The 23,338-nt window shown below is 68.9% G+C and carries 17 protein-coding genes and 1 pseudogene; 8 read left to right on the forward strand and 10 right to left on the reverse strand.

Going from position 1 to position 23,338, the window contains the following annotated elements; genetic code table 11:
- Window positions 1-57: 57 nt before the first annotated feature.
- On the reverse strand, window positions 58-1,569 hold the full coding sequence (gene dgt, locus AB0J93_RS07230; protein ID WP_363919023.1) for a dGTP triphosphohydrolase: 1,512 nt from the start codon (window positions 1,567-1,569) through the stop codon (window positions 58-60).
- Here dgt and AB0J93_RS07235 point away from each other — a divergent pair.
- From AB0J93_RS07235 to AB0J93_RS07250, 4 genes and pseudogenes are all read left to right on the forward strand, one after another.
- Window positions 1,568-4,031, forward strand: a pseudogene (locus tag AB0J93_RS07235) (Tex family protein). The gene dgt and the pseudogene AB0J93_RS07235 overlap by 2 nt on opposite strands.
- Before the next feature lie 364 nt (window positions 4,032-4,395).
- Window positions 4,396-4,830, forward strand: coding sequence for a hypothetical protein (locus AB0J93_RS07240; protein ID WP_363919025.1), 435 nt, complete (start codon window positions 4,396-4,398; stop codon window positions 4,828-4,830).
- Between the two features lie 347 nt (window positions 4,831-5,177).
- A complete protein-coding gene (locus AB0J93_RS07245; RefSeq protein WP_363919027.1) occupies window positions 5,178-6,965 on the forward strand; it encodes a heparinase II/III family protein in 1,788 nt (595 codons plus the stop codon).
- A gap of 115 nt (window positions 6,966-7,080) precedes the next feature.
- On the forward strand, window positions 7,081-7,833 hold the full coding sequence (locus AB0J93_RS07250) for a TylF/MycF/NovP-related O-methyltransferase (RefSeq protein ID WP_363919029.1): 753 nt from the start codon (window positions 7,081-7,083) through the stop codon (window positions 7,831-7,833).
- Here the strand turns inward: AB0J93_RS07250 and AB0J93_RS07255 are convergent.
- The 5 genes from AB0J93_RS07255 to AB0J93_RS07275 all read right to left on the reverse strand — a co-directional run bounded on the left by AB0J93_RS07255 (window position 7,820) and on the right by AB0J93_RS07275 (window position 13,808).
- The gene (locus tag AB0J93_RS07255) at window positions 7,820-8,989 is read right to left on the reverse strand and encodes an O-antigen ligase family protein (protein WP_363919031.1); all 1,170 of its coding nucleotides are present in this window, start codon (window positions 8,987-8,989) and stop codon (window positions 7,820-7,822) included. The genes AB0J93_RS07250 and AB0J93_RS07255 overlap by 14 nt on opposite strands.
- A gap of 96 nt (window positions 8,990-9,085) precedes the next feature.
- On the reverse strand, window positions 9,086-10,411 hold the full coding sequence (locus AB0J93_RS07260; RefSeq protein ID WP_363919033.1) for an oligosaccharide flippase family protein: 1,326 nt from the start codon (window positions 10,409-10,411) through the stop codon (window positions 9,086-9,088).
- 81 nt (window positions 10,412-10,492) lie between these two features.
- Window positions 10,493-11,497, reverse strand: a complete 1,005-nt coding sequence (locus AB0J93_RS07265) for a polysaccharide pyruvyl transferase family protein (RefSeq protein ID WP_363919035.1) — start codon at window positions 11,495-11,497, stop codon at window positions 10,493-10,495.
- The gene (locus AB0J93_RS07270) at window positions 11,494-12,663 is read right to left on the reverse strand and encodes a glycosyltransferase family 4 protein (RefSeq protein WP_363919037.1); all 1,170 of its coding nucleotides are present in this window, start codon (window positions 12,661-12,663) and stop codon (window positions 11,494-11,496) included. Before AB0J93_RS07270 ends, AB0J93_RS07265 begins: the two co-directional genes overlap by 4 nt.
- Window positions 12,660-13,808 carry a glycosyltransferase gene (locus AB0J93_RS07275; RefSeq protein ID WP_363919039.1) on the reverse strand — a complete coding sequence of 383 codons (1,149 nt, stop codon included), beginning with the start codon at window positions 13,806-13,808 and terminating at the stop codon, window positions 12,660-12,662. The genes AB0J93_RS07270 and AB0J93_RS07275 overlap by 4 nt, the downstream gene beginning before the upstream one ends.
- A 1,486-nt stretch (window positions 13,809-15,294) precedes the next feature.
- On the opposite strand from AB0J93_RS07275, the gene AB0J93_RS07280 reads away from it, so the two are divergent.
- The 3 genes from AB0J93_RS07280 (at window position 15,295) to AB0J93_RS07290 (ending at window position 18,326) form a co-directional block, all read left to right on the forward strand.
- The gene (locus AB0J93_RS07280) at window positions 15,295-16,494 is read left to right on the forward strand and encodes a glycosyltransferase family 4 protein (RefSeq protein ID WP_363919041.1); all 1,200 of its coding nucleotides are present in this window, start codon (window positions 15,295-15,297) and stop codon (window positions 16,492-16,494) included.
- 250 nt (window positions 16,495-16,744) lie between these two features.
- Complete coding sequence (locus AB0J93_RS07285) at window positions 16,745-17,674, forward strand: NAD(+)/NADH kinase (protein WP_363919043.1); 930 nt, start codon at window positions 16,745-16,747, stop codon at window positions 17,672-17,674.
- A 151-nt stretch (window positions 17,675-17,825) separates the two neighbouring features.
- Window positions 17,826-18,326 carry a hypothetical protein gene (locus tag AB0J93_RS07290; protein ID WP_363919045.1) on the forward strand — a complete coding sequence of 167 codons (501 nt, stop codon included), beginning with the start codon at window positions 17,826-17,828 and terminating at the stop codon, window positions 18,324-18,326.
- Between the two features lie 63 nt (window positions 18,327-18,389).
- Here AB0J93_RS07290 and pgm read toward each other — a convergent pair whose 3' ends face one another.
- Both pgm and glgC read right to left on the reverse strand, forming a co-directional pair.
- Window positions 18,390-20,036 (reverse strand): phosphoglucomutase (alpha-D-glucose-1,6-bisphosphate-dependent), encoded by a 1,647-nt coding sequence (gene pgm, locus AB0J93_RS07295; RefSeq protein WP_363919047.1) that lies wholly within the window; start codon window positions 20,034-20,036, stop codon window positions 18,390-18,392.
- A gap of 58 nt (window positions 20,037-20,094) precedes the next feature.
- Complete coding sequence (glgC, locus tag AB0J93_RS07300; protein WP_363919049.1) at window positions 20,095-21,327, reverse strand: glucose-1-phosphate adenylyltransferase; 1,233 nt, start codon at window positions 21,325-21,327, stop codon at window positions 20,095-20,097.
- Between the two features lie 95 nt (window positions 21,328-21,422).
- Between glgC and glgA the strand changes: the two genes are divergently transcribed.
- Window positions 21,423-22,622 carry a glycogen synthase gene (glgA, locus tag AB0J93_RS07305; protein WP_363919051.1) on the forward strand — a complete coding sequence of 400 codons (1,200 nt, stop codon included), beginning with the start codon at window positions 21,423-21,425 and terminating at the stop codon, window positions 22,620-22,622.
- A gap of 5 nt (window positions 22,623-22,627) precedes the next feature.
- Here the strand turns inward: glgA and AB0J93_RS07310 are convergent, their stop codons facing one another.
- Window positions 22,628-23,083, reverse strand: a complete 456-nt coding sequence (locus AB0J93_RS07310) for a type II toxin-antitoxin system VapC family toxin (RefSeq protein ID WP_363919053.1) — start codon at window positions 23,081-23,083, stop codon at window positions 22,628-22,630.
- The gene (locus tag AB0J93_RS07315) at window positions 23,073-23,312 is read right to left on the reverse strand and encodes an AbrB/MazE/SpoVT family DNA-binding domain-containing protein (protein ID WP_164445328.1); all 240 of its coding nucleotides are present in this window, start codon (window positions 23,310-23,312) and stop codon (window positions 23,073-23,075) included. Before AB0J93_RS07315 ends, AB0J93_RS07310 begins: the two co-directional genes overlap by 11 nt.
- Between the last annotated feature and the right edge of the window lie 26 nt (window positions 23,313-23,338).

Raw genomic sequence — 23,338 nt, forward strand, 5'->3', positions numbered from 1 at the left:
CGGGTCCAGTTACCGGGCCCTGCCGGGGAGGATCGTCGGCTATGCCGGCATAAGTCGTCACAGCACGAACGCGTCGGTCCAGAGGGCGCCGGAGCGGCCGGAGAGCGCGTCCAGCATCGCCACCGCCTGGCCGTCGGTGAGCTGGGCGACGAAGTCCACGATGGCTCGGCCGCGCGCCTTGCCGAGCCGGTCCGGGGTACGCGGATGCAGTTCCGCCTCGGCCAGCTCCACCAGGTCGTGCAGCCGCCGGGGCAGCCGGGACTCCTCCTCCGGATCCAGCAGCCACTCGCGCAGCGCGTCGACCAGGGTGTCGAGCAGCCGGGCCTGCCCACGCTGGTGCAACGCCAGGTCCGGACGGGCCAGCACGAACCGGTGGTGCACGAACTTGAGCACCTGCACCTCGTGCCACTGCGCCGGGGCCAGCAGCACGTGCCCGGAGCGCACGGCGGGCTGCTCGACGACGGTGATCGCGTCCACGAACCGGGTGGTCCACCGGGCGGAGAAGCGGGCCACGTACTGCTCCGCCTCGATCGAACCGTCGAACGGCAACGCGAGCAGCCCCTCGACCAGTTCCTCCCGGACATGCTCGACGGCGGCGGCGAACGCCTCGTCGTCGGCGATCCAGGCGTCCTTGTGGTGCAGTTGGCGACGCAGCCGCTCGATCGACGAGCCGGGCCGACGGGCCGAGGTGGCCAGCGCGGAGTCGGTGATCGCCCGCAGATGGCCGCCCTCGCGCTGCCAGGCCATCAGCTCGGCGGCCACCGCGCCCTGCTGAAGCACACCGACCCGGTAGAAGTCCTCCACGTCGTGGATGGCGTACGCGATGTCGTCGGCGGTGTCCATCACCGACGCCTCGACGGTCTGCTGCCAGTCGGCGATCCGCCCGGCGAACGGTGCCCGCGCCTGCCGCAGGTCGTCCAGTTCGGTGCGGTACGCCCCGAACTTCAGCGAGCCGCTGTCCGGATCGTCGGGCGGCGGGGTCGCGCCGCGCGGCGGCGGATCCATCGTGCGGGGGTGCGGGTCGGGGTGGTCCAGCCGGGTCCACGGGTACTTCAGCATCGCCGCCCGCACCGCGGCGGTCAGGTCCAGGCCGGTGGTCGCCGCGCCCCGGATCTCGGTCGAGGTGACGATCCGGTACGACTGGGCGTTGCCCTCGAACCCGTCGGTCAGGCCGAGCCGGTGCCGGGCCAGCCGGTCCAGCACCCGCTCCCCCAGGTGCCCGAAGGGCGGATGCCCGAGGTCGTGGGCGAGCGCGGCGGCCTCCACCACGTCCGGGTCGCAGCCGCCGAGCTTCTCCACCAGGTCACGTTGGTGGTCGTCGGCGGTGAGCCGCTCGGCGATCGCCCGCGCCACCTGGGCGACCTTCAGGCTGTGGGTGAGCCGGTTGTGCACCAGCAGCCCGGACCCGCCCGGGCTGACCACCTGGGTGACGCCGCCGAGCCGGGTGAAGAACGGCGAGCCGACGATGCGGTCCCGGTCAGCCCGGAAGGGGCTGGTGGCCAGGTCGCCGAGGGCCCGCGCGCTGCCGCCGAAGAGTCGGCGCGCCCGGGGGTCCGCAGGTGGTTCCATGATCGCCACGGTAGCCCGGCAGAATGCACCACGGAACCCACACCCGAAGGCGGAGCGACATCGTGACCCTCTCTGTTCATCAGCGGATCGCCGAGGAACTCGGCGTCGCCGAGCGCCAGGTACGCGCGGCCGTGGAACTGCTCGACGGTGGTGCCACCGTGCCGTTCATCGCGCGGTACCGGAAGGAGGCCACCGGCCTGCTCGACGACACCCGCCTGCGCACCCTGGAGGAGCGCCTGCGGTACCTGCGCGAGCTGGACGAGCGGCGCGCGGCGGTGCTGGAGTCCATCCGCTCCCAGGGCAAGCTCGACGAGGCCCTGGAAGCGCAGATCATGGCGGCCGACTCGAAGTCCCGCCTGGAGGACATCTACCTGCCGTACAAGCCGAAGCGGCGGACCCGGGCGCAGATCGCCCGCGAGGCCGGGCTGGAGCCCCTCGCCGACACGCTGCTCGGCGACCCGACGCAGGATCCCCGTACGGTGGCGGCGGCGTTCGTCGACGCCGACAAGGGCGTGGCCGACGCCGCCGCCGCGCTGGACGGGGCGCGGGCCATCCTGATCGAGCGGTTCGCCGAGGACGCCGACCTGATCGGCACGCTGCGCGAGCAGATGTGGTCGCGGGGCCGGCTGGTGTCCCGGGTACGCGAAGGACAGGAGAGCGCCGGAGCGAAGTTCGCCGACTACTTCGACTTCGCCGAGCCGTACCCGAAGCTGCCCTCGCACCGCATCCTGGCCATGTTCCGGGGCGAGAAGGAGGGCGTACTCGACCTGACCATGGACCCGGAGGCCGAAGGCGACGTCGACGCGGTGGTCACCGGACCGACCCGGTACGAGGCCGCCATCGCCGGCCGGTTCGGGGTGAGCGACCAGGGACGGCCCGGCGACCGGTGGCTCGCCGACACGGTGCGCTGGGCGTGGCGTACCCGGATCCTCATCCATCTCGGTGCGGACCTGCGGATGCGACTCTGGCAGGCGGCCGAGGAGGAGGCCGTCCGGGTCTTCGCCACGAACCTGCGGGACCTGCTGCTGGCCGCGCCGGCCGGTGCCCGGCCCACCATGGGGTTGGACCCGGGCCTGCGGACCGGGGTGAAGGTGGCCGTGGTGGACGCCACCGGCAAGGTGGTCGCCACCGACACGATCTACCCGCACGAGCCCCGCCGGCAGTGGGACGCGTCCCTGCACACCCTCGCCACGCTCGCCGCCGCACACGGGGTCGAGCTGGTCGCCATCGGCAACGGCACCGCCAGCCGGGAGACCGACAAGCTGGCCGGTGACCTGATCAAGCGGCACCCGGAGCTGAAGCTGACAAAGGTGGTGGTCTCCGAGGCCGGCGCGTCGGTCTACTCGGCCTCCGCGTACGCCGCCCAGGAACTGCCCGGGTTGGACGTGTCGCTGCGCGGCGCGGTCTCCATCGCCCGGCGGTTGCAGGACCCGCTCGCCGAGCTGGTGAAGATCGACCCACGTTCCATCGGGGTCGGGCAGTACCAGCACGACCTGTCCGAGGTAAAGCTCTCCCGGTCGCTGGACGCGGTGGTGGAGGACTGCGTCAACGGCGTCGGTGTCGACGTCAACACCGCCTCCGCGCCGCTGCTGACCCGGGTCTCCGGCATCGGCGCCGGACTGGCCGAGAACATCGTGCTGCACCGGGACGCCAACGGGCCGTTCCGCACCCGGGCCGAGCTGAAGAAGGTGGCCCGGCTCGGCCCGAAGGCGTTCGAGCAGTGCGCCGGCTTCCTGCGCATCCCCGGCGGCGACGACCCGCTGGACTCCTCAAGCGTGCACCCCGAGGCGTACCCGGTGGTGCGCCGGATCCTGGCCTCGACCGGCCAGGACCTGCGGTCGATCATCGGCAAGTCGGCGATCCTGCGGGGGCTGCGGGCCACCGACTTCGTCGACGACACGTTCGGCCTGCCCACGGTCACCGACATCCTTGCCGAACTGGAGAAGCCGGGCCGCGACCCACGGCCGGAGTTCAAGACGGCGACCTTCGTCGAGGGCGTGGAGAAGATCAGCGACCTGACGCCGGGCATGGTTCTGGAAGGTGTGGTCACCAACGTGGCGGCGTTCGGCGCGTTCGTGGATGTCGGGGTGCACCAGGACGGGCTGGTGCACGTGTCGGCGATGTCCCGCACCTTCGTCAAGGACCCGCGCGACGTGGTCAAGTCCGGCGACGTGGTGAAGGTCAAGGTGCTGGACGTCGACGTGCCGCGCAAGCGGATCTCGCTGACCCTGCGCCTGGAGGACGAAGCGGAGCCCGGCGCGGGGCGCGCCGGCGGCCGGGGTGACGCCGGCCAGCAGGGGCGTGGCCGGCAGAGCAGTCAGGGCCACGGCGGCCAGGGCCGTACCGGCCAGGGCGGGCAGGGCCGTGGAACGCAGGGCGGGCAGGTGCGCCAGGGACGCGGCGCTGCGACACCCGCGGACGGTGCGATGGCCGACGCGCTGCGCCGCGCCGGCCTGCTCTAGAGCGAGCCGCCCTCGCCAACGGCCGTGTCCGGTGGGACGCGTGCCCAGTCCCGCCGGACACGGCCGTTGGCACCAGCCGAGGCAGATACCACCTCGCGCCCTTTGCTCTGCTTCAACGCACGCAACGGTTTTGGCGCACCACTGATGCGTGGGTTGAAGCAGAGCAAAGGGCCTCAACCCGCACACACCGATCCACCGCCCGAAACGACCGCTGCGGTGGGAGACCGCCCAAGGATGCGCCTGTTAAGGCAGAGCGGGCGCCTCAGCCCGTGCACCGGGGACCGCCCTCGAAAGCCGTACACCGGTGGCAGCCGAGCGGGGAGCGAGCGCCGAGCGACGGTAGCGGGTGGCGTACCGTCGTGTCGTGGTGAGCGACGGCGGCCCGGACTGGCGGGAGACGCGACGGCAGGCGGTGCTGGCGCATGCCGCGGCCGCGCAGCGGCGCCGGGAGGCCGAGCAGGCGGAGGCGGCGGCACTGGTCCGCGACTTCGTCGCCGAGGCGCGGCGGCGCGGCCTGGCGACCACCCGGCTCGTCGCCCGGTCGCACGACGGCCGGGTCCGCTACCGGACCCGACTGCACGGCTGGTACATCGACCGGGCACGCAGCCGGGCGGTCGACGTGGATGGTCGTTTTCACCTGCTGACCGTGCCGCGCTCGCTGCGCGCCCGGCTTTTTGGCGCCGACCCACAGCCCGATCCGGCCCCGCTGATCGTCGGCGAAGGCGCTCGGGACGGCGAGTCGCTACCGCTGCGGATCATGTTGCAGCGGCGGCTCGACGCCGCCGACAACCTCCTCTGAGCGGCGGCTACGCGACCCATCCGAGGTAGCTCGGCGCGCGACACCCGGCCCGGACCTTCCGACGGGCCCGCCGACCGCACCGCAGGCGCGGCGACCTCGGATGAGTTTCTGCTTCGGCCGAGGATCGTTGTCACATTGGATGACCACCTCAGTCGCTTTGGAAGGAGTTCAGCATCTTGGATCTGCCACATGTTGTCCGGGATATCCGCGCGATCGGATGGGGTGCGCCGGTACGCGCCGCGTACGAGGCATCGAAACGGACCGGGCTCCATGGGGCACTGTTGCGCCCGTCCCGTTACCGGACCCCGAGACCGTCCCGAGCACTGCATCTGTCGCACCGTTCGCCGGTGACGTCCGAGGCCGCGCAGCGCTGCCTTGATGAGGCCCAACTCATCCTCGATGAAGGGCTCCTGGTCTTCGGCCGGCGCGTGCGCAACGGCACTGCCGATCCATGGGATGTCGACCCGTTGACCGGTCGCCGGTGGCCCCACGACCGTCCGTGGTGGCGCATCGACATCAGATCCGACCGACGTTTGTCGGACGTGAAGCTGACCTGGGAGGCGGGCCGACACCGGGATCTCGTCGTGCTCGCGCGGGCGAGCCGGCTCGATCCCGAGGGCGAATGGCTCGACGCGCTCACGCATCTCCTGCGCTCGTGGGTGACACAGGCTGCACCGGAGCAGGGAGTTCACTGGCACTCGAGCCTCGAGTTGAGCCTGCGGGCCATCGCGTGGAGCCAGATACTCGACCTCGCCGGTGAGCGTCTGCCGCACCCTCTGGTCCGGGATCTAGAACGGCTGCTGTTCGCCAGCGCTCGGCATCTCCTGTTCGAGCTGCCATATGCGGTAAGCAGCATGCGGAACAACCATCTGCTTGGCGATGCCCTCGGTCTCATCACGCTCGCGCGCCTGTTTCCGGATGCGCGCGGTGCCCGTCGCTGGGCCCGCCTCGGTGAGCGCCTCTTCCTGGCCCAGCTGCGCCGCCACCTCCGCGCCGATGGATCCATGATCGAGGACTCGCTCTCCTACCACCGCTTCGTACTCGAGATGCTCTCGGTGCGCGTCCTCCTGGGTGACGCGCCCGTTCCGGTGCGGCGCGCGCTCCATGCCGCGAGCCAGCACCTCCGCGCGCTGGGGGTGTTCGAGGGTGACGTACCGCAGTACGGCGACTGGGACGAGGGCCGCGTGCTCGCGTCCTCGGGCGACCCGCTCGACGTCGCGGGGTCGGCAGCCCTGGGGCTCGCACTGTCGGGCGAGGCGATCCCGGGCGCCTGGTACACCGACTACGACGAGCTCGCCTGGTACGCGCCGATCCAGCCGATCGAGCGACCCGCGCCACCACCTCCAGCGGCCCTCTCCTCAGGCGGGATCGCGCATGTCCGCAGGGGCCCATGGCGGGTCTGGTTCAAGGTCGGCAGCGGGCCCTCCCACGGTCACGCCGACCTCACCTCGGTCTGGATCGCCCATCGCGGCCGCTGGCTGGTGTGCGAACCGGGTACCGGTACGTACAACGGGCCGCTTGATGTCCGCAACGGACTGCGATCATCGGCTGCGCACCCTGTCCAGCGCCCGGACGGGCAGGATCAGCTTGAGCCGCACCGGGTTTTCCGGTGGTTGAGAACCGCCCACGGGCACCTCGCCGCTCCCCTGTGCCTGCCCGACCGCACGATTCTGTTCGGCTGGCATGACGCGTACGCGCCGCTGCGGGTGGGCCGGGCCGTCGTCGTGCACGACACCTACGTCGCCGTCCTCGAGTTCGCCGACCGCCCGGAGCAGGTGCGGTCCTGGCGCCTCACCGTGCCGCTACATCCAGATGTGGAGGTGAAGGAGCACGCTCTCCTACGCGACGGTGAGATGATCACGCTGTTCGGCCTCGACGTGCGTACCGCGAAGAAGGGCGAGCTGAAGCCCTTCGCCGGCTGGCACAGCCGGACGTACGGCCACTGGGAACCGGCGACATGGCTGTCGGAGGACAGCCGGACGTTGGGCGCTTGGGGAGTCGGCGAGGCACCGCCGGGTACGCCGTTCAACTGGGACGGCTACCGTCTGGAGGTTCGGTGGGCACCCCGCGTCGCCACACTGCTTGCCGTCAACGAGACGACCGGCGATCGCCACGAGCTGCAGGCCCGGTCGTGACGGTGCTGGTGCTCCACCGTCTCGGCGTGATCGTGGCCGGCACGGCCCGCCGCACCAACCACGTATTTCTCCACGCCGTTCTTAATCGGCGTCCATCTCTTCTGAGGGAGCGCACATGAGCATGGCAGCCCAACTGCGACGTCTGTCGCGGCACCCGGTAGCAACATTGCGGAGTCCGATTCGGGCCGGCTTCTTCACTCGCCGCCACCCCGAGTTGGGCCACCTCATCGGCCAGGTCCGCGCGCGCCGGTTGACGTTCCTTTCCCACGAGTGCCTCATCGACCTCGCTGAGGCGGTGCTCGCGATGGAGCGGCGCGGCCTGCCCGGCGCCGTAGTCGAGGCGGGCGCAGCCCTCGGCGGTTCCGCCATCGTCCTCGGGAAGGCAAAGGCGCCGTCGCGACCGATGAAGGTCTACGACACGTTCGGAATGATCCCTCCTCCAGCTGATCGGGACGGGCGCGACGTCCATGAGCGCTATGCGGCGATCGCGAGCGGCAAAGCAACCGGTATCGGCGGGGAGACCTACTATGGTTATCGCGATAATTTGCTCGGCGAGGTCGGCGACAACTTCCGTACCCTCGGTGTGCCCGCGGAAGCCCACTCCGTCGAGTTCGTGCAGGGCCTGTATGAGGACACTCTGCGTGTCACCTATCCGGTGGCCTTCGCTCACGTGGACTGCGACTGGTACGAATCGGTGATGACGTGCCTGCGTCAGATCGAACCCCGACTCGTTCCAGGCGGACGACTCGTCATCGACGACTACGACCATTGGTCCGGATGCCGAACCGCGGTCGACGAGTACTTCGCCGGCCGGACCGGGTACACCTTCGTCCGGCGGAGCCGGCTGCACATCGTCAAGGCGGGCTGACCTGACGCCACCCCACTCGCTCGCCAGCGGATACCGCACGCGCAGCCCGACGCTCTCCGCGTTCCCTGAGGTAGTACATCAGGCCCAGCACTAGCATGACCCATGTCGTCCGGTTTCCGTTGATGTCGCTGGACGTCTGGGCAGCTGCGATCCAGTAGATGCCGAGGCCGAGTACCGCCGTTGACTCGCTCGTCCGCGAGTTCAGAACAAATCCACGAATCGAGAGAGCCACTAGCACCAGCACGAGCGCTCCGGCGAGCCAACCACCCTCTACGAAAATCTCCAGCAGAAAGTTGTGTGGATAGATCGGACGGTCCCGGCCCGCGTAGTTGAACTGGATGGCCGGGATTGCGATGAAGCCATCCCACCCCAGACCTAGCGGGTTGCGACCGATCACGCTGAGCGCCTCGCGCAGCAGTGCCTCGCGGGCCAAGTCAGTGACGTCGCCTGCCATGAACCGTGATATGCGCACCGAATGGCGTACGGACGACTCGACCACGGCCCATGCCGACGCGATAACGACGATGATCCCCATGGCAAGCGCGGCGACACGCCGGCCGTACATGGCCTTGCTGAGGAACAGCGCCACCGGAACGGCCAGCGCCAAAGAAATAAGGGGACCACGACTGCCCACCATGACGACAAGACCGGTGCAGAACACGGCGACCGCACACCACCACAACCGACGGCGGCCGAAGGTCAGGGCCGTCATGACCGATGCGACGACTGCGGCCGCGCCAATGACCCGCGCGGTTCCGATCGTCGATGTGCCCTCGACGTTGAGCCGGTGATACACCGTCCACGCGGTAGCGTCTCGCATGAGGATGGTCTCGACGGCCACCGCCAGGCCGCCCGCCACCGCGAGGTACAGCCAGAGCCGCTGCGCCCGGGCGCTCGCGAGGAGGAGGCACGGCCCGAGGGCGCACAGCAGCGTGAGTGTGTACAGCAGGGCAGTCTTGTACGCACCGCGATCTGTACCGATGTTCATCGCCGCACCGATACCGAAGACCGCCCACAAGCCGATCACGCACGCGACCGCCCGCCAGTCGTATGAGCGCCCGGACAGGGAATAAGTGACGACGGCGAGTCCGGTGGCTATGCCAAAGAAAAGAGTGAGATCGATCGGCGAGCCGGCGAAAATGGGTGCCCCCTTCACCAGACCGGCGTAACACAGCCCGAACAAGGCGACGCACCCTAGTACCTGCTCCTGACGGGGCTTGTGAGCAGTCAGCAGAGGCAAAGCCATTGAACATCAACTCCAAGATGATTCGGCCGCGACCGCTCCGGCCGGCACCGCGACGGGGCGACGGACACGCCACAGCGTGAACAGGCGACCACCGGAAACGACTAGTACGCTGATCGTCAGGAACCACAGGTATGGGGGGCCGGCCAGTACGGCTGTGACAAGCGAAAGAGCGACGAGCACCGTGGGTGCGGCGACTACGACCCGCTGCCAGGCCGGCAGACCCAGCGGGCTCCGCCACACGCGCACACACATGAACGCCACCTTCCACCCCACGACGGCAATCGCGAGCACCGTGATGTCGCCAGCAACGGCGGTGAGCGCGACGGCGGCGGTGCCGACGGCATCGAGCGCGTTCAGCCCCGAGCTGCGCCACCAGGCACCAGCGGCCATCTGGGCCGCATCGCTGATGACCGACAGGAATCTCGCCGGCACCGACGCGAGCAGCAGCCCGATCGTCGCCGCGGCGCCCTCCCACTGACTGGGCAACGCCCCACCCGCCACGGTGATCACGCCTACGCCCACAGCGGCGACACCGCCGGCAAGGGCGGCGACGGTCGACATCAGACGCTCAGCGAGTGCCGGACGGGCCTGCTCGTCCTGCGCCGCGAGGGTCGACAGGACCGACTTCACCAGCGGTCCCGCCACCATCGCGCTGAGCCCGACCGTTACCTGGTAGGCGAAGAAGTACACGCCCAGCAGCGAAGGCCCGGCGACAACGGAGACGACGAGGAAGTCCACCTGTGTGGGCAACAGTTGGGACAGCGCTTGGGCTGACCACGCGCCGCGCACCCGCCAGCCAACCGCTGTAAGCCGATCACCGGCTCGCTCCGGCCACTGTCGAGTGCCAGGAGAGAGCAAGATGATCATCGCGACGGAATAGAGCAACATCGCGGCCGCGAACGCAATTGCCGACTCGGTCAGCCACGCAACGGCGAGCCCCAAGGCGGTTCGCGCGGCGGCAGAGATCGCCTGCGCCCGCACGAGCCTACCGTTCTCGGTCCGCCGCACATAGGCGGCGTACAACAGGTTGCACTCGCCCAGAAGCGGCAAGTTGAGCCCAATGAGCGCGACCAGGACCGCCAGGTCGTGACGACCGGAATACCAGTAGCCGCCCACGACGGCGAAGGCGCCAGCGGTGAGGATCGCGTTGAGCCGCCAGATGGAGCGCCGCACCTCGCCGAGGCTCCGTGCGCCACCCGCGAGGTAGCCGTTGACCTCACCAAAGTTGACCAGGCCGGTCAGGACCGCCATCGACGCCGTCGCCGTCGCCCACACCCCGAACTGTGCCGGAGAGAGCCACGCCACGAACAGCATCTGGCTGACCGCAACCATGCACTGTACGACTACTGTGCCGGCGGAGAGCTGAGCCACACTGCGCAGGACAACCCTGATGCCGGTTGCCGCCGTCGTCACCTACGTCCGCCGAACGAATGTGATGGCCTCCATATCTCGGAGTGAGTGCTCGTACACTCCGCCCGCCTTGTGGTAACCAGACTCCACAAGAAACGTGCGCTTCCCCAAGATTGCGGCGGGGACAGCGACATGGAGCCGGTCGGTGACGGCTGCGGCGGCCCCGGAGATGGCCCGTGCGAACTCGTCGAAGCTCGCCAATGACGGATCGCTGATGTCAAAACACCACGGGCTCATCGACATGCGTGAGGTCGCAAGCTCGGAACTCACCTTAGTCAGCATCCGACTGTTCGCCGCGATCTGCCGATCACGCGTAGTGCGCTGACGGATGGAGACCAACGTCCGGTGAGGTAGACGGCGCAGTCCACGCACGGCCAGCTGTCGGTACCAGGTGCCGCGGTCGATCGGCTCATTCATGCGTCCGGCCTCGACACCCAGTCGCGCGACCAGGAGCAGGCCGTCGTCAACACCCGTCCGCCCAGTGACGGCCCCGAGCGCCTGCGCAACGTACGAGTTCCCGCTGACGACCATGTCGTGGTCGAGCTCAAGCGTGACTCCGGCGCGGGCGAGACTCTCTCCCCACGCGTCGCGGAGGTGGCGGTGTGACCGTTCCTCGCGTGAAATCCACAGGGTGCGCGATCGACGACCGGCGAACATGGTTGCCGGATCGTCCCGCTCGAACCAACTCGAGTGCGGAAAGATGATCAATGGCAAGTCCGGTAGCTGGGCCAGCCGGCCGGCCAACAACGCCGGTGCCTGGTAGCGGTCCAGGAGTGCGCCGCCCGGACGCACCAGGAGCACGCTGGCGTCGCTTGGGCGCCGCACCAGCGTGATGCCCAGGTCTCGCAAAACCCGGAGGAACACCCGGCCGAGCAGTTCGTCGCCGTTGTTTCCCAACGGGATGGCCCGTGGTCCCACGTACTCGACCAGGTAGCCGGCGTGGCCGCGCCATTCGGCCAGCAGCGACCGCAGCCCGCTCAGATCGGGCAGTTGCCCTACCGGTGTCATCGCTTACCTGCCTCACTCAACGCACTCACATAGGTATGCACGACCGCTTTGATGTCGCAGTGCGACCGGGCGTATCGCTGGGCAGCGGTCGAATACTCGATCCAGCGATCTCGGTCAACCCACAACTCCGTCACCGCCGCAGCGATCGCCTCGGGGTCCGCCTCCACGACCCACCCACAGCCCGCGTCCCGGACGGTCCGTCCCATGGCACCCACGTCTGTCACGATCGCGGGAAGCCCGCACGCCATCGCCTCGACGAGGGCGCCAGGGAGTCCTTCCTTTGTCGAAGGAAGGACCAGCAGGCTGACGTCCGCTGCGAGGACCGTCGACACATCAGCGCAATAGCCCAGAAGTTCCACCGCGTCCGTCACCGCGAGCCGGGTCATCCGGTCGCGAAAAAACCGCTCGTACTCTGGGCTATCGAACGGACCGACGAAGACCGCTCGCGCCTCGTGGAAGCCGCGCTGGCGCAACAGCGCCAGGCTCTCCAGGACCAGGTCGGGCCGCTTGCGTGCGCAGAGCTTCCCGACGAAGCCGAGCGTATGTGACAGCGCACGCGGATCCTCGCCGGGCGGCACCAGCGGAGCGAACCGAGTGGTGTCGACCGGATTCTGCATGGGAACAATTCGCTGGGACGGAAGTCCGAGGGCGGCGAACTCCGATGCGATGTCGTCGGAGAGCGCCAGGCCCACCGTTGCCCCGGACACCAGCCGCCGACGCAGCGCGGCGACGAGCGGAATGCGGTTGGATCGCGCGGAGGGCGACAGATCGCCGCGCGCGGACAGCGCCACGAGCAGGTAGCGACGCCGCCGGACGATCGCGGCGAGCGCAGGCAATAGATTGAACAGCGCAGCACCATGAAAGTGCACCATGTCGTACTGGCCGAGATGGCGCAGCAGCCACCGCGTCGCCCGGAACGACCAGCGCATCTGCTCCAGCACCGAGTACCGCCGAAACGTCATGATCGGCACTGATACCGTCGCCCATGACAGGCTCGTGGCGTGGAGGTCCCGAATACCGTAGAGCACCACGGTGTGATGCTCTCGGGAGACCGGTTCCATCAGCCGACTCAAGAATACTGCTGGTCCGCTGTATGTAGTTCCAGTGCCGTACGGATTGACAACCGCAATCCTCATCGGACTCTTGTCAGGTGAAGGCGGGTTCATGAGACACACTCCGGTCGAGTCAGGGCGGCCGTGACGGCGGTGTTGATCGCGGCCGCATGCGCGCTCGACGTCCAGCGCGTCTCGACCTCGTGCCGGCACGCGCCGGCTACCGTCTCCGGCTCGGCGCGCACGCGGTCAAGCCATTCGGCGACCACCTCGGCAAGGCTCTCTGCCGAGCCGTCCACATAAAAGCCACCGGTCTGCCCGGGGCGGATGCATTCAGACTCGGGCGCACGGTGGTACTCGTCGTCCGACGTGATCATTGGCCGCCCGTGGCTCAGGCTCTGGACAGCCGTCAGACCAGCGTTCACCGGCACCACCGACACGCTCGTGCGCTCGTAGATCAACCGCAGCTTCTCCTCTTCGTAGATCGGTCCGGTGAGCCGGAGGTCGACGCCGAGGTCGTCGGCCAGGCGTCGCAGGTTCTCCCGCTCCGGACCGGTCCCGACCAGGACCACGACGACCTTGCGGCCGGTCTTGCCGAGATGGGCGGCCGCAGCGACGACCAGGTCGAGCCGCTTCGGCCTAGTGAGACGCACAACGGCGGTCACCACGTCGACGTCGACCCCGGGCAGGAGGAGGTCGAGATCCTCGATTCCGATCTCGTCTCGCGTTCCAGTCGCCGTAATGCTTGAAATGTGACTGTTACCAACAATCGCGATCCGATCTGCCGGGTAGCCGAGTTCTGTGCCGATGCGCGCGCCAGTGTGTCCGTACAGGAGCAGCTTGTGGCCGAGCCGGTAGAAGGCCAGCCGGACCCGCTTGCGCAGCCCTGCGTCCGGCCGGTGCCAGCCGATCGCCCAGAACAACACGGACTGTCCGCGCCACCGGCACAGCAGGGCACCCACCCACGTCGACAGGTATTTCATATCGCCGAAAAACACGACGGCGTGGTGGCGTTCCCGCCAGAGCACCGAGAGTAGTCCCGTCTGCCACAGGAAGGGGCCCAACCAATGGTTGGCCAACCGGAAGAATCTGCGAAGGGAGGTTGGCGGAATGGTCGGAATCGTGCCGTCCCGCGAGGCCGTCCCGGCCGCGAACTCGTATGCCACGTCGCGGCTGCGCTCCAGTTCCGCAAAGACCCCGCTGCGATAATGCGGCAGATGGTGGTACACGATGAGAACGCGTGGTCGATCGTCCGTCATGTCAGCGGCCCCGCCAAACTCGTAGCCGTCCGCCGCCCGGTGCGCACGTTGCCCATCACGATCGTGCCGACCCCGATGAGGTTGTCCCCTCTCTGCCCGGGGTCGTCAAAGGCGTGGTCGTTCCCGACGAGAGCCACCGGCGCTGAGACCATGGCGTCATCTGCGGACACAGCGTTGGTCACACAATGAAAGTTCGGACCGATCGAGACACGACCAGCCGCCCTGAGCGTCCGGCCGCCTTTTAGTCGGGAGGCCGGCCGGATGACGACGTCGCGTCCAGCGCGAAGGTGTCTTCGCGCATGGACCCGCGCCCGGACTCGCCGGGACGACGGCACGACCCGGCGAAGCATCTCGACCACGCCTCTCATCGCACACCTCCACATTGCTTCACACTGTCAGCATACATCCGGTATGTACCATATTCCCGTGAACATATAGCAAGGGCGATGTTTATGAAGGGTCGGCGTGAGTCCCTTCTCAAGGGCAGGTGAGGGTCGTCGATGGTCGGAGGGACACTCGTGCTCAGAGCGACCGTCCGTCGACGATGGCGCGGCGAAAGGCCGTGAGCCGGCTGAGATGTCCCTTGTCGACGGGTGGCAGTGGAACCATCTAGGTAGCCGAGGAGAATCACGACGTCCGAGTCCAGCCTCACCGCACTGACCACCCACGGCAGGGACCGTGCTGAGCGCCGCGCCGATGATCCGCGAGCACGGTCGACGAAGTGGCACACCTCGCCCCGCACGCGTCCACACCGTCGGCGGCGGTGCCCACGGACACGGCGACCTGCGGGGCGGCCGGCACAGCAGGTTGAGGCACCTCGACGACGGTCAGCGCACCGTTGGAGATGGACTGAATAACGTGCTTCACGTGAATCGATCCGCAGTGGAGACAGTGATCGATGATCTCAGCGATGTGGGCGCTGACCCCCTCCATCTCGAGAGCAGCGGCATGCGCCACCAGGCGTGCCGGTCGACATGGCGACCCGGACCGCAGGGGTTTCGGCCGAAAGATCGAGCAGTAGCCGTGAACGCATACCGATTGACTGAAAGGACTTGCGAGAGGCTCTCACCACTGCGCGGGGGCACAACGGGTAAAACGATCGAAGAAACAATCAGTTACCCCAGGAATAGCGCCAACGCGAGAACCGCCCGGTTCGGAGCGCTGACCAGGCTCGACGCCAGCGACACCGGCCACTGATCGGAGCCCACGACACGCCAGACGCGATACGGTGCGCCGGCGCGGCGCATCCTTTCGATCTGTTCCAGAGTTGATCTGCAGGAATCTGCCCCACTGTCGCCACTTTCCTGCCGCCCATCAATGATGCTGATACAACTCTTGGAGATGAATCGCCCCTTCGGCGAAGGCCCCAGAACAGTGCCCATGCACTCGACGGTCTCCGGTTCGCGGTGACCTGGCACCGGGCCAGCGCGTCGCTCGCCGTCACCACCCTCGAGTCAGTGGAAGACCAACACCTGGAAGCGTCGCTATGACTCACCGGAAGATCCTTGTCTTCAACCACTTCGCCGCGCCACGGGGCTGCCCCGGCGGCACCCGGCACGTCGAGCTGTTCAGCCGACTGCCCGGCTGGGAGCACGTGATCATCGCCGCCCGGCGTAATTTGATCAGCGGCTTGCCCCAGCGCGCGGAGCCGGGGTTCCATCCGGTGGCGGTGACGCCGTACCGGGGCAACGGCTTGGGCCGGGTAGTCAACTGGGTCAGCTACGCGGTGACGGCCACGGTCGCCGGTCTGCGGCAGGCCCGCCCCGACGTGGTGTACGCGTCCTCGCCGCACGTGCTGGCCGGGCTGTCCGGGTGGGTGGTGGCGACGCTGCGCCGGGCACCGTTCGTTCTGGAGATCCGGGACCTGTGGTCGCGAATGCTCGTCGACATGGGGGCGCTGTCGGAGACATCGTTGCCGTATCGGGCGCTGGAGCGCCTGGAACGGTTTCTCTACCAACGGGCCGTTCGGGTGGTGGTGATGGCACCGGGCACGGTGGGGGCCGTCGCCGCCCTGGGCGTACCGCCAGAGAAGATCGCCTTCATTCCCAACGGCGCCGACCCGGACGACTTTGTACCCAGCGCCGACCGGAACACACTGCGGTCACGCTATGGGTTCACCCGCCGGACCGCTGTCTACGCCGGGGCGCACGGCCCAGCCAACGGGCTCGACCTGCTCCTGGAGGCCGCACGCACGGTGCCCGAGATCGACATCGTCCTCGTGGGATCAGGTGTCGAGAAGCCCCGGCTACAGGTCGCGGCAGCGGACATCCCCAACGTACGACTCCTCGATCCGATCCCGAAGACGGAGATTCCCGATCTGCTCCACGCCGCGGACATCGGTGTGCACGTCCTAGCCGATGTCGAGTTGTTCCGTTCCGCGGTCAGCCCCAACAAGATTTTTGACTACATGGCCGCCGGGCGGCCGGTGGTCACCAACAGCCCGGGAGTTGTCGGCGATCTCGTGCTGACTGCCGGCTGTGGACACGTGACGCCACCTGTCCGCCTTGCCCACGGCCTCGGACAGATGGCGCAGGCCAGCCCGGAAGAGTTGGCGAAGATGGGGATGGCCGGCCAACGATGGATCCAGGCGAACCAGTCGCGTACCGCGATGTCACTCGCCCTCGCACGGCTGCTCGTCCCGCTTGTCACTGCTGGGAGCCCATCGGTGAAGAATCACTTCGCATAAGTGCGACATCATCGTCGTCGTACGGTGACTCGACGGCACACGCCGACGTCATGCACGGCCGTGGCTGTCGACGACCGAATTGACGAGACGACTCAGGCGCTCTTGAGATCCGAGACCAGTTCCTTCGCCGCCTGCTGTACCCGGGCCTCGGCCTGTTCGTCGACGACACCCGGGTCGTGGTCGAGCCACCGTCGGCGCGCCTTGCCGCGTACCGGCCTGACGGGCGTCCGGACTGTGATGAGCTGTGGGTATGGACCGCATCCGGCTCGGGTTGGTGCTGCACCCCACCCGGGACGTGTCCCCGGTGGTGGACACCATCGCCGCCTGGGCCGCGCGGCACGAGGTGGCCCTGACGGTACGCGAGCAGGACCGGCAGCGGGTGCCCGAGTCCGTCCGCCCGGTACCGGAGGACCAGCTCACCGCCGGAGCGGACGTGCTGGTCAGCATCGGCGGGGACGGCACGATGCTGGGCGCGCTGCGGGCGGCCGTACCCGATCCGAAGCCGGTGCTCGGCGTACACCTGGGGAAGTTGGGGTTTCTGGTGGAGGTCGAGCCGCCGGAGCTGCCGGCGGCGCTGGACCGGCTGCTGGCCGGCGAGTACACCGTCGAGTCGCACAGCTGCCTGGCCTGTGACGTGTGCGGCGACGACGTGGTCGCGTTCAACGACATCGCCCTGATCCGGCGCCCCGGTCAGGGTTTCGTCACCGCGACCCTGGCGGTGGACGGGCAGCAGTACGGCTACTACCGCTGTGACGCGCTGGTGGTGAGCACCCCGACCGGGTCGACCGCCTACAGTTACGCCGCCGGCGGGCCGCTGGTCTCCCCGGCCACACGAGCGGTGGTGGTCACCCCGAGCGCGCCGATGTCGGGCATCTCCCGGTCGGTGGTGCTCTCCCCCGAGGAGACGATCCATCTGGAGCTACGTCCCGGGTCCGCGCCGGTCGCCGTGGAGGTGGACGGCCTGGTCATCCGGGACGGGTCGACCTCGGGTGCGGTGCACATCCGCTACCGCACCGACGCCGGCCTGGTGGTCCGCCTCGACCCGGCCCGCTACCAGGAGCGCAGCCAGCTCAAACTGAGCCTGCTCGACCTGCCGCTGCTGCCCGAGCAGCTCCGCGAGCTGCTCCCGGAGAACCTGCGTCGTCAACTCGGCCGCCGCGAACTCCCCCCACCGCGCTGACCCGGCGCTGCGGCGGCTGACTTTCCGCCCTTACATCGATAGACTTCGCTTCATCTGCAATCGGTGCCGGTGGCCGTCCCAATCGGGCCCCCAGTCGCGACCCGTCCCGCCCAACACACCACCGCACCCCGATCAGTCTGGAAGGAAGCAGATGACCCGCGCACTCCTGCGGGCGGCGACCGTCCTCGCCGCCGCGCTTCTCGCCGCCACCGTCATGGCCAGCAGCGCCGCCGCCAGCCCGATCTCCCAGCGTTTCTCCGTCCCGTCCGGAGACAACTGCACCTACGGCTACACCGAAGGCGTGCTCGAATGGCGCTCAACCGCACCCACAAGTGCGGTACGGCTTACCGGAGTCGTCGTCGACCGGCCCAGCGCCAACGAGCCGATCGCCTGCCGCGACGACCGTCGCTACACCACTGCCACCTACATCGCGTACGCGGGCGATCGTCCCATCGACCAGGCAGCCCAGCGGGTCGACAACGGAGTGGTCCGGTTCGACTTCGTGCTCGGCTCCAGCGCCTCGGTGCTGGGCATCGACCGGGTGACCATCCAGGTCTGCCGGACGTCTCTCGACGGGCCCAGCATCAGGCCGGACTACTGCGGTCGGGAACACACCTTCCGCCCCACGTCGATCGGTCCGGCCGGATCGTGACAGCGGCATCCCGGGTGTGGTCACTCTTGGTCACCACACCCGGGCGCCCGCTCCGCCGCAGTGTCAGGAGTTGTCGAGCACGTCGGTGACCAGGGCCTGGGCCTCCTGCTGTACCCGGGCCAGGTGGTCGGGGCCCTGGAAGGATTCGGCGTAGATCTTGTAGACGTCCTCGGTGCCGGACGGGCGGGCGGCGAACCAGCCGCTCTCCGTCGTCACCTTCAGCCCGCCGATCGGGGCGCCGTTGCCGGGGGCGGTGGTCAGCGTCGCGGTGATGGGTTCGCCGGCCAGTTCGGTGGCGCGTACCTGCTCCGGGGATAGCTTGCCGAGCACCGCCTTCTGCTCCCGGGTGGCGGGTGCGTCGATGCGGGCGTACGCGGGTGCGCCGAACCGGTCGGCCAGCTCGGCCCAGTGCTCACTGGGCGTGCGCCCGGTCGCCCCGATGATCTCGGCGGCGAGCAGGCAGAGCAGGATGCCGTCCTTGTCGGTGGTCCAGGTGCCGCCGTCGCGGCGCAGGAACGACGCGCCGGCGCTCTCCTCGCCGCCGAAGCCGACCGTGCCGTCGAGCAGCCCGGGCACGAACCACTTGAAGCCGACCGGCACCTCCAGCAGCGGTCGGCCGAGGTCGGCGGCGACCCGGTCGATCATCGAGGACGAGACGAGGGTCTTGCCGACGGCCGCGTCCGGGCCCCAGTTCTCGCGGGTACGGAACAGGTGGGCGATCGCGACGGCGAGGTAGTGGTTGGGGTTCATCAGACCGGCGTCGGGGGTGACGATGCCGTGCCGGTCGGCGTCGGCGTCGTTGCCGGTGGCCACCTGGTAGTCGGCGCGCATGGCGATCAGCGAGGCCATCGCGTTCGGCGACGAGCAGTCCATCCGGATCTTGCCGTCGCCGTCGAGGGTCATGAACCGCCAGGTCGGGTCGACGGTCGGGTTGACCACTGTCAGGTCGAGCCGGTGCCGGTCGGCGATCTCGCCCCAGTAGTCGACGCTGGCGCCGCCGAGCGGATCGGCGCCGATGCGGACCCCGGCGGCGCGGATCGCGTCGAGGTCGAGCACCGCCGGCAGGTCGTCGACGTACGCGGCGAGGAAGTCGTACGTGTCGGTGGTGTCGGCGGCGCGGGCCCGCGCGTACGGGATGCGGCGCACCTCCTTGAGCCCGGCGGTGAGGATCGCGTTCGCGCGGTCCTGGATCCATTTCGTGACGTCGGAGTCGGCGGGGCCGCCGTGGGTGGGGTTGTACTTGAAGCCGCCGTCGTCGGGCGGGTTGTGCGACGGGGTGATCACGATGCCGTCGGCGACGCCGGCGGTGCGTCCCCGGTTGTGGGTGAGGATGGCGTGCGACACCGCCGGGGTGGGGGTGTAGCCGTCCCGGCTGTCCAGCAGCACGGTGACATCGTTGGCGGCGAGCACCTCCAGGGCGTCGACGGCCGCCGGGGTGGACAGCGCGTGGGTGTCGCGGCCGAGGAAGAGGGGGCCGTCGACGCCCTGTTCCCGCCGGTAGTCGCAGAGCGCCTGGGTGACGGCGAGGATGTGGTCGGAGTTGAAGGCGTTGCGCAGGCTCGACCCGCGGTGCCCGGAGGTGCCGAAGGAGACCTGCTGCGCCGGGTCGGCCGGGTCGGGGTGCTCGGCGTAGTAGGCGGTCACCAGCCGTGGTACGTCGACCAGGTCGGCGGGCTCGGCAGGCTGGCCGGCACGGGGATGACTGCTCAAGGCTGTATTGACCTTTCGTTCGCGACTGCGGGGCTCCGCTGCGCTGCACTCCTCGCGCTCACGGTTCTACCTTCTGTCCTTTGCCGATGACCACGATGCCGTTGTCGGAGACCGTGTAGCGCTGCCGGTCGCGTTCCAGGTCCACGCCGATCTCGGCGCCCTCGGGCACCTGGACATTCTTGTCGAGGATGGCCCGACGGACCACCGCGTGCCGGCCGATCTCGACGCCCTCCATCAGGACCGAGCCGTCCACGTGAGCCCAGGAGTGGACCTTCACCTTGGGCGAGACGATCGAGTTCTCCACCAGGGAGCCGGAGATCACCGCGCCGGGCGAGACCATCGAGGCGACCGCCCGGCCGACCCGCTCCCCCCACTGGTGCACGAACTTGGCCGGCGGATACGGCGGCTGCTCGGTGTAGATCGGCCAGTCGAAGTTGTAGAGGTTGAACACCGGGTGGACGTTGATCAGATCCATGTGGGCGTCGTAGAACGAGTCGAGGGTTCCCACGTCGCGCCAGTAGCCGCGGTCCCGGTCGGTGCTGCCGGGCACCTCGTTGTCGCGGAAGTCGTAGACGTTCGCCTCGCCGCGCTCGACGAGCATCGGGATGATGCTGCCGCCCATGTCGTGCTTGCTGGTCTTGTCGTCGGCGTCGCGTTCGACCGCGTCGATGAGCGCCCGGGTGGTGAAGACGTAGTTACCCATCGAGGCGTAGATCTCGTCGGGGGCGTCGGGCAGACCGACGGCGTCGGTGGGCTTCTCCCGGAAGGCCCGGATCCGTCGGCCGTCCTCACCGACCTCGATGACGCCGAACTGGTCGGCCGTCGACAGCGGCTGCCGGATGCCGGCGACCGTCACGCTGGCGCCGGAGGCGATGTGGTCCTCCACCATCTGCCGGGGGTCCATCCGGTAGATGTGGTCGGCACCGAAGACGATCACATAGTCCGGCTGCTCGTCGTAGATCAGGTTGAAGCTCTGGTAGATCGCGTCGGCCGAGCCGGCGAACCACCAGGGGCCACGGCGCTGCTGCGCGGGCACCGGCGTGACGTAGTTGCCGAGCAGCGTCGACATCCGCCAGGTCTTGGTGATGTGCCGGTCGAGGGAGTGGGATTTGTACTGGGTCAACACGACGATCTTCAGATAGCCAGCGTTGGCCAGGTTGGAGAGGACGAAGTCGACCATGCGGTACATCCCGCCGAACGGGACGGCCGGCTTGGCCCGGTCCGTGGTCAACGGCATCAGGCGCTTGCCCTCTCCGCCGGCCAGGACGATCGCGAGCACCTTGGCAGCCATGAACAGACGCTATCCATACCGGTGCCGGTTCACCACTCGTACGGGACAGTTCCGCGGCCGGGTGCGACGCCGGATTCTGCACTAGGGTGCCGGGCATGACGGACTCCGCACGGCTGCGCGTGGACCTGCTCACCAGGGAGTACCCGCCGGAGGTCTACGGCGGCGCCGGGGTGCACGTCGAGTACCTGGCCCGGGAACTGCGCCAGCTCACCGACGTGCGGGTGCACTGCTTCGGCGCGCCGCGTACCGAGCCGGGAGTTCGGGCGTACGCCGAGCCGGCGGCCCTGACCGGCGCGAACGCCGCGCTGCGCACGATGGGCGTGGATCTGGAGATGGCCGCCGGGTGTGCCGGCACCGACGTGGTGCACAGCCACACCTGGTACGCGAACCTGGCCGGGCACACCGCGAAGCTGCTGTACGGGGTGCCGCACGTGGCGACCGCGCACAGCCTGGAGCCGCTGCGACCGTGGAAGGCCGAGCAGCTCGGCGGTGGTTACGCGCTCTCCTCGTGGTGTGAGCGCACCGCGTACGAGTCGGCCGACGCGATCGTGGCGGTCAGCGCGGGCATGCGTCGGGACGTGCTGGCCGCGTACCCGTCGGTGGATCCGGACCGGGTACACGTGATCTACAACGGCATCGACACCGCGCAGTACGCCCCGGATCCGGGCACCGACGTGCTGGCGCGCCTCGGCATCGACCCGGCCCTGCCCAGCGTGGCCTACGTCGGGCGGATCACCCGGCAGAAGGGCCTGCCGCACCTGCTGCGCGCCGCCCGCGAGCTGCCGGCGGACACCCAATTGGTGCTGCTGGCCGGGGCACCTGACACCCCGGAGATCGCCGCCGAGGTGGAGGGCCTGGTCGCCGAGCTGCGGGCCAGCCGCTCCGGGGTGGTCTGGGTGGCCGAGATGCTGCCCAAGTCCGAGGTGATCCAGGTGCTCACCCACGCCAGCATCTTCGTCTGCCCGTCGGTGTACGAGCCGATGGGCATCGTCAACCTGGAGGCGATGGCCTGCGAGACGGCGGTGGTGGCCACCGCCACCGGCGGCATCCCCGAGGTGGTCGCCGACGGCGAGACCGGCCTGCTGGTCCCGATCGAACAGGCCGGCCTCGACGGCACGCCTGTGGATCCGGCGCGCTTCGAGGCCGACCTGGCGGGGCGGCTGAACGAGTTGCTGGCTGCGCCCGAGCGCGCCGCCACGCTCGGCCGGGCCGGGCGGCGACGCGCGGTCGAACACTTCTCCTGGGACGCCATCGCCACCCGCACCCTCGACCTCTACCGCTCCCTGCTGAAGTAGTGCGATCAACCCGCCGGGCTGATCAACGCCAGCTTCGGGAAGTACGTCCGGAAGCGGGCCCCGTCGCGGGTGAGCAGACGGTATCCACACACGGCCGCATGTGCCCCGATGTAGAAATCGGCAATCGGCGACCTCTTGGTGCCGCCCTGCGCGCGGTAACTCGCATACGCCTTGCCCGCGAGGAAGCCGGCCGCATACGGGAGTTCCTCACGAAGGAAGTCACCGGCCGGCAGCGCCTCGTCGAGGTCCTCGATGCGGTCGAAACGGACCGACACCTCGGCGTACACAATGGGGTTGATCACCAGGGCCCCGTTGTCCCGTGCCTCGGCCAGTGACTCGCTGGACCAGTTCGCCCACCGGGCGTCGTCGGTGAGGATGTCAAGCAGCACGTTCGTGTCGACAAGGGTCGTGGCCGAGTCGGTGGGCCGGTGCGCGACGGCGCGGAGTCGGTCAATCCCCACGCAGCAACTCCATGAGGTCGTCGGTGGACATGCCGGCGGTCTGCTTCGTGCCACCACGCCCGCGCATGTGTCGCACCAGGCGCTGCCCTCGACTCTCCGCGCCGCTCACCCGGACGATTCGGAGTGCACCGCCGTCCTCGATCACGTCGACCTCGTCACCCTCGTGCAGGCCGTACCGGGCGCGCAGCGCGGCCGGGATGGTGACCTGCCCCTTGCTGTTGAGCTTCATGGCGCCTCCGCGTATCACGTAATACA

Source organism: Micromonospora sp. NPDC049374, assembly GCF_040677165.1.
In the GTDB taxonomy this organism is placed as follows: domain Bacteria; phylum Actinomycetota; class Actinomycetes; order Mycobacteriales; family Micromonosporaceae; genus Micromonospora.

Excerpts from the sequence above, each read along its gene's own strand:
- glgA (WP_363919051.1), top strand. The coding sequence starts at position 21,423 with ATGACGGACTCCGCACGGCTGCGCGTGGACCTGCTCACCAGGGAGTAC.
- AB0J93_RS07260 (WP_363919033.1), bottom strand. The coding sequence starts at position 10,411 with ATGGTTGCGGTCAGCCAGATGCTGTTCGTGGCGTGGCTCTCTCCGGCA.
- AB0J93_RS07275 (WP_363919039.1), bottom strand. The coding sequence starts at position 13,808 with ATGACGGACGATCGACCACGCGTTCTCATCGTGTACCACCATCTGCCG.
- AB0J93_RS07290 (WP_363919045.1), top strand. The coding sequence starts at position 17,826 with ATGACCCGCGCACTCCTGCGGGCGGCGACCGTCCTCGCCGCCGCGCTT.
- dgt (WP_363919023.1), bottom strand. The coding sequence starts at position 1,569 with ATGGAACCACCTGCGGACCCCCGGGCGCGCCGACTCTTCGGCGGCAGC.
- AB0J93_RS07280 (WP_363919041.1), top strand. The coding sequence starts at position 15,295 with ATGACTCACCGGAAGATCCTTGTCTTCAACCACTTCGCCGCGCCACGG.
- AB0J93_RS07285 (WP_363919043.1), top strand. The coding sequence starts at position 16,745 with ATGGACCGCATCCGGCTCGGGTTGGTGCTGCACCCCACCCGGGACGTG.
- AB0J93_RS07265 (WP_363919035.1), bottom strand. The coding sequence starts at position 11,497 with ATGACACCGGTAGGGCAACTGCCCGATCTGAGCGGGCTGCGGTCGCTG.
- glgC (WP_363919049.1), bottom strand. The coding sequence starts at position 21,327 with ATGGCTGCCAAGGTGCTCGCGATCGTCCTGGCCGGCGGAGAGGGCAAG.
- AB0J93_RS07250 (WP_363919029.1), top strand. The coding sequence starts at position 7,081 with ATGAGCATGGCAGCCCAACTGCGACGTCTGTCGCGGCACCCGGTAGCA.
- AB0J93_RS07315 (WP_164445328.1), bottom strand. The coding sequence starts at position 23,312 with ATGAAGCTCAACAGCAAGGGGCAGGTCACCATCCCGGCCGCGCTGCGC.
- AB0J93_RS07270 (WP_363919037.1), bottom strand. The coding sequence starts at position 12,663 with ATGAACCCGCCTTCACCTGACAAGAGTCCGATGAGGATTGCGGTTGTC.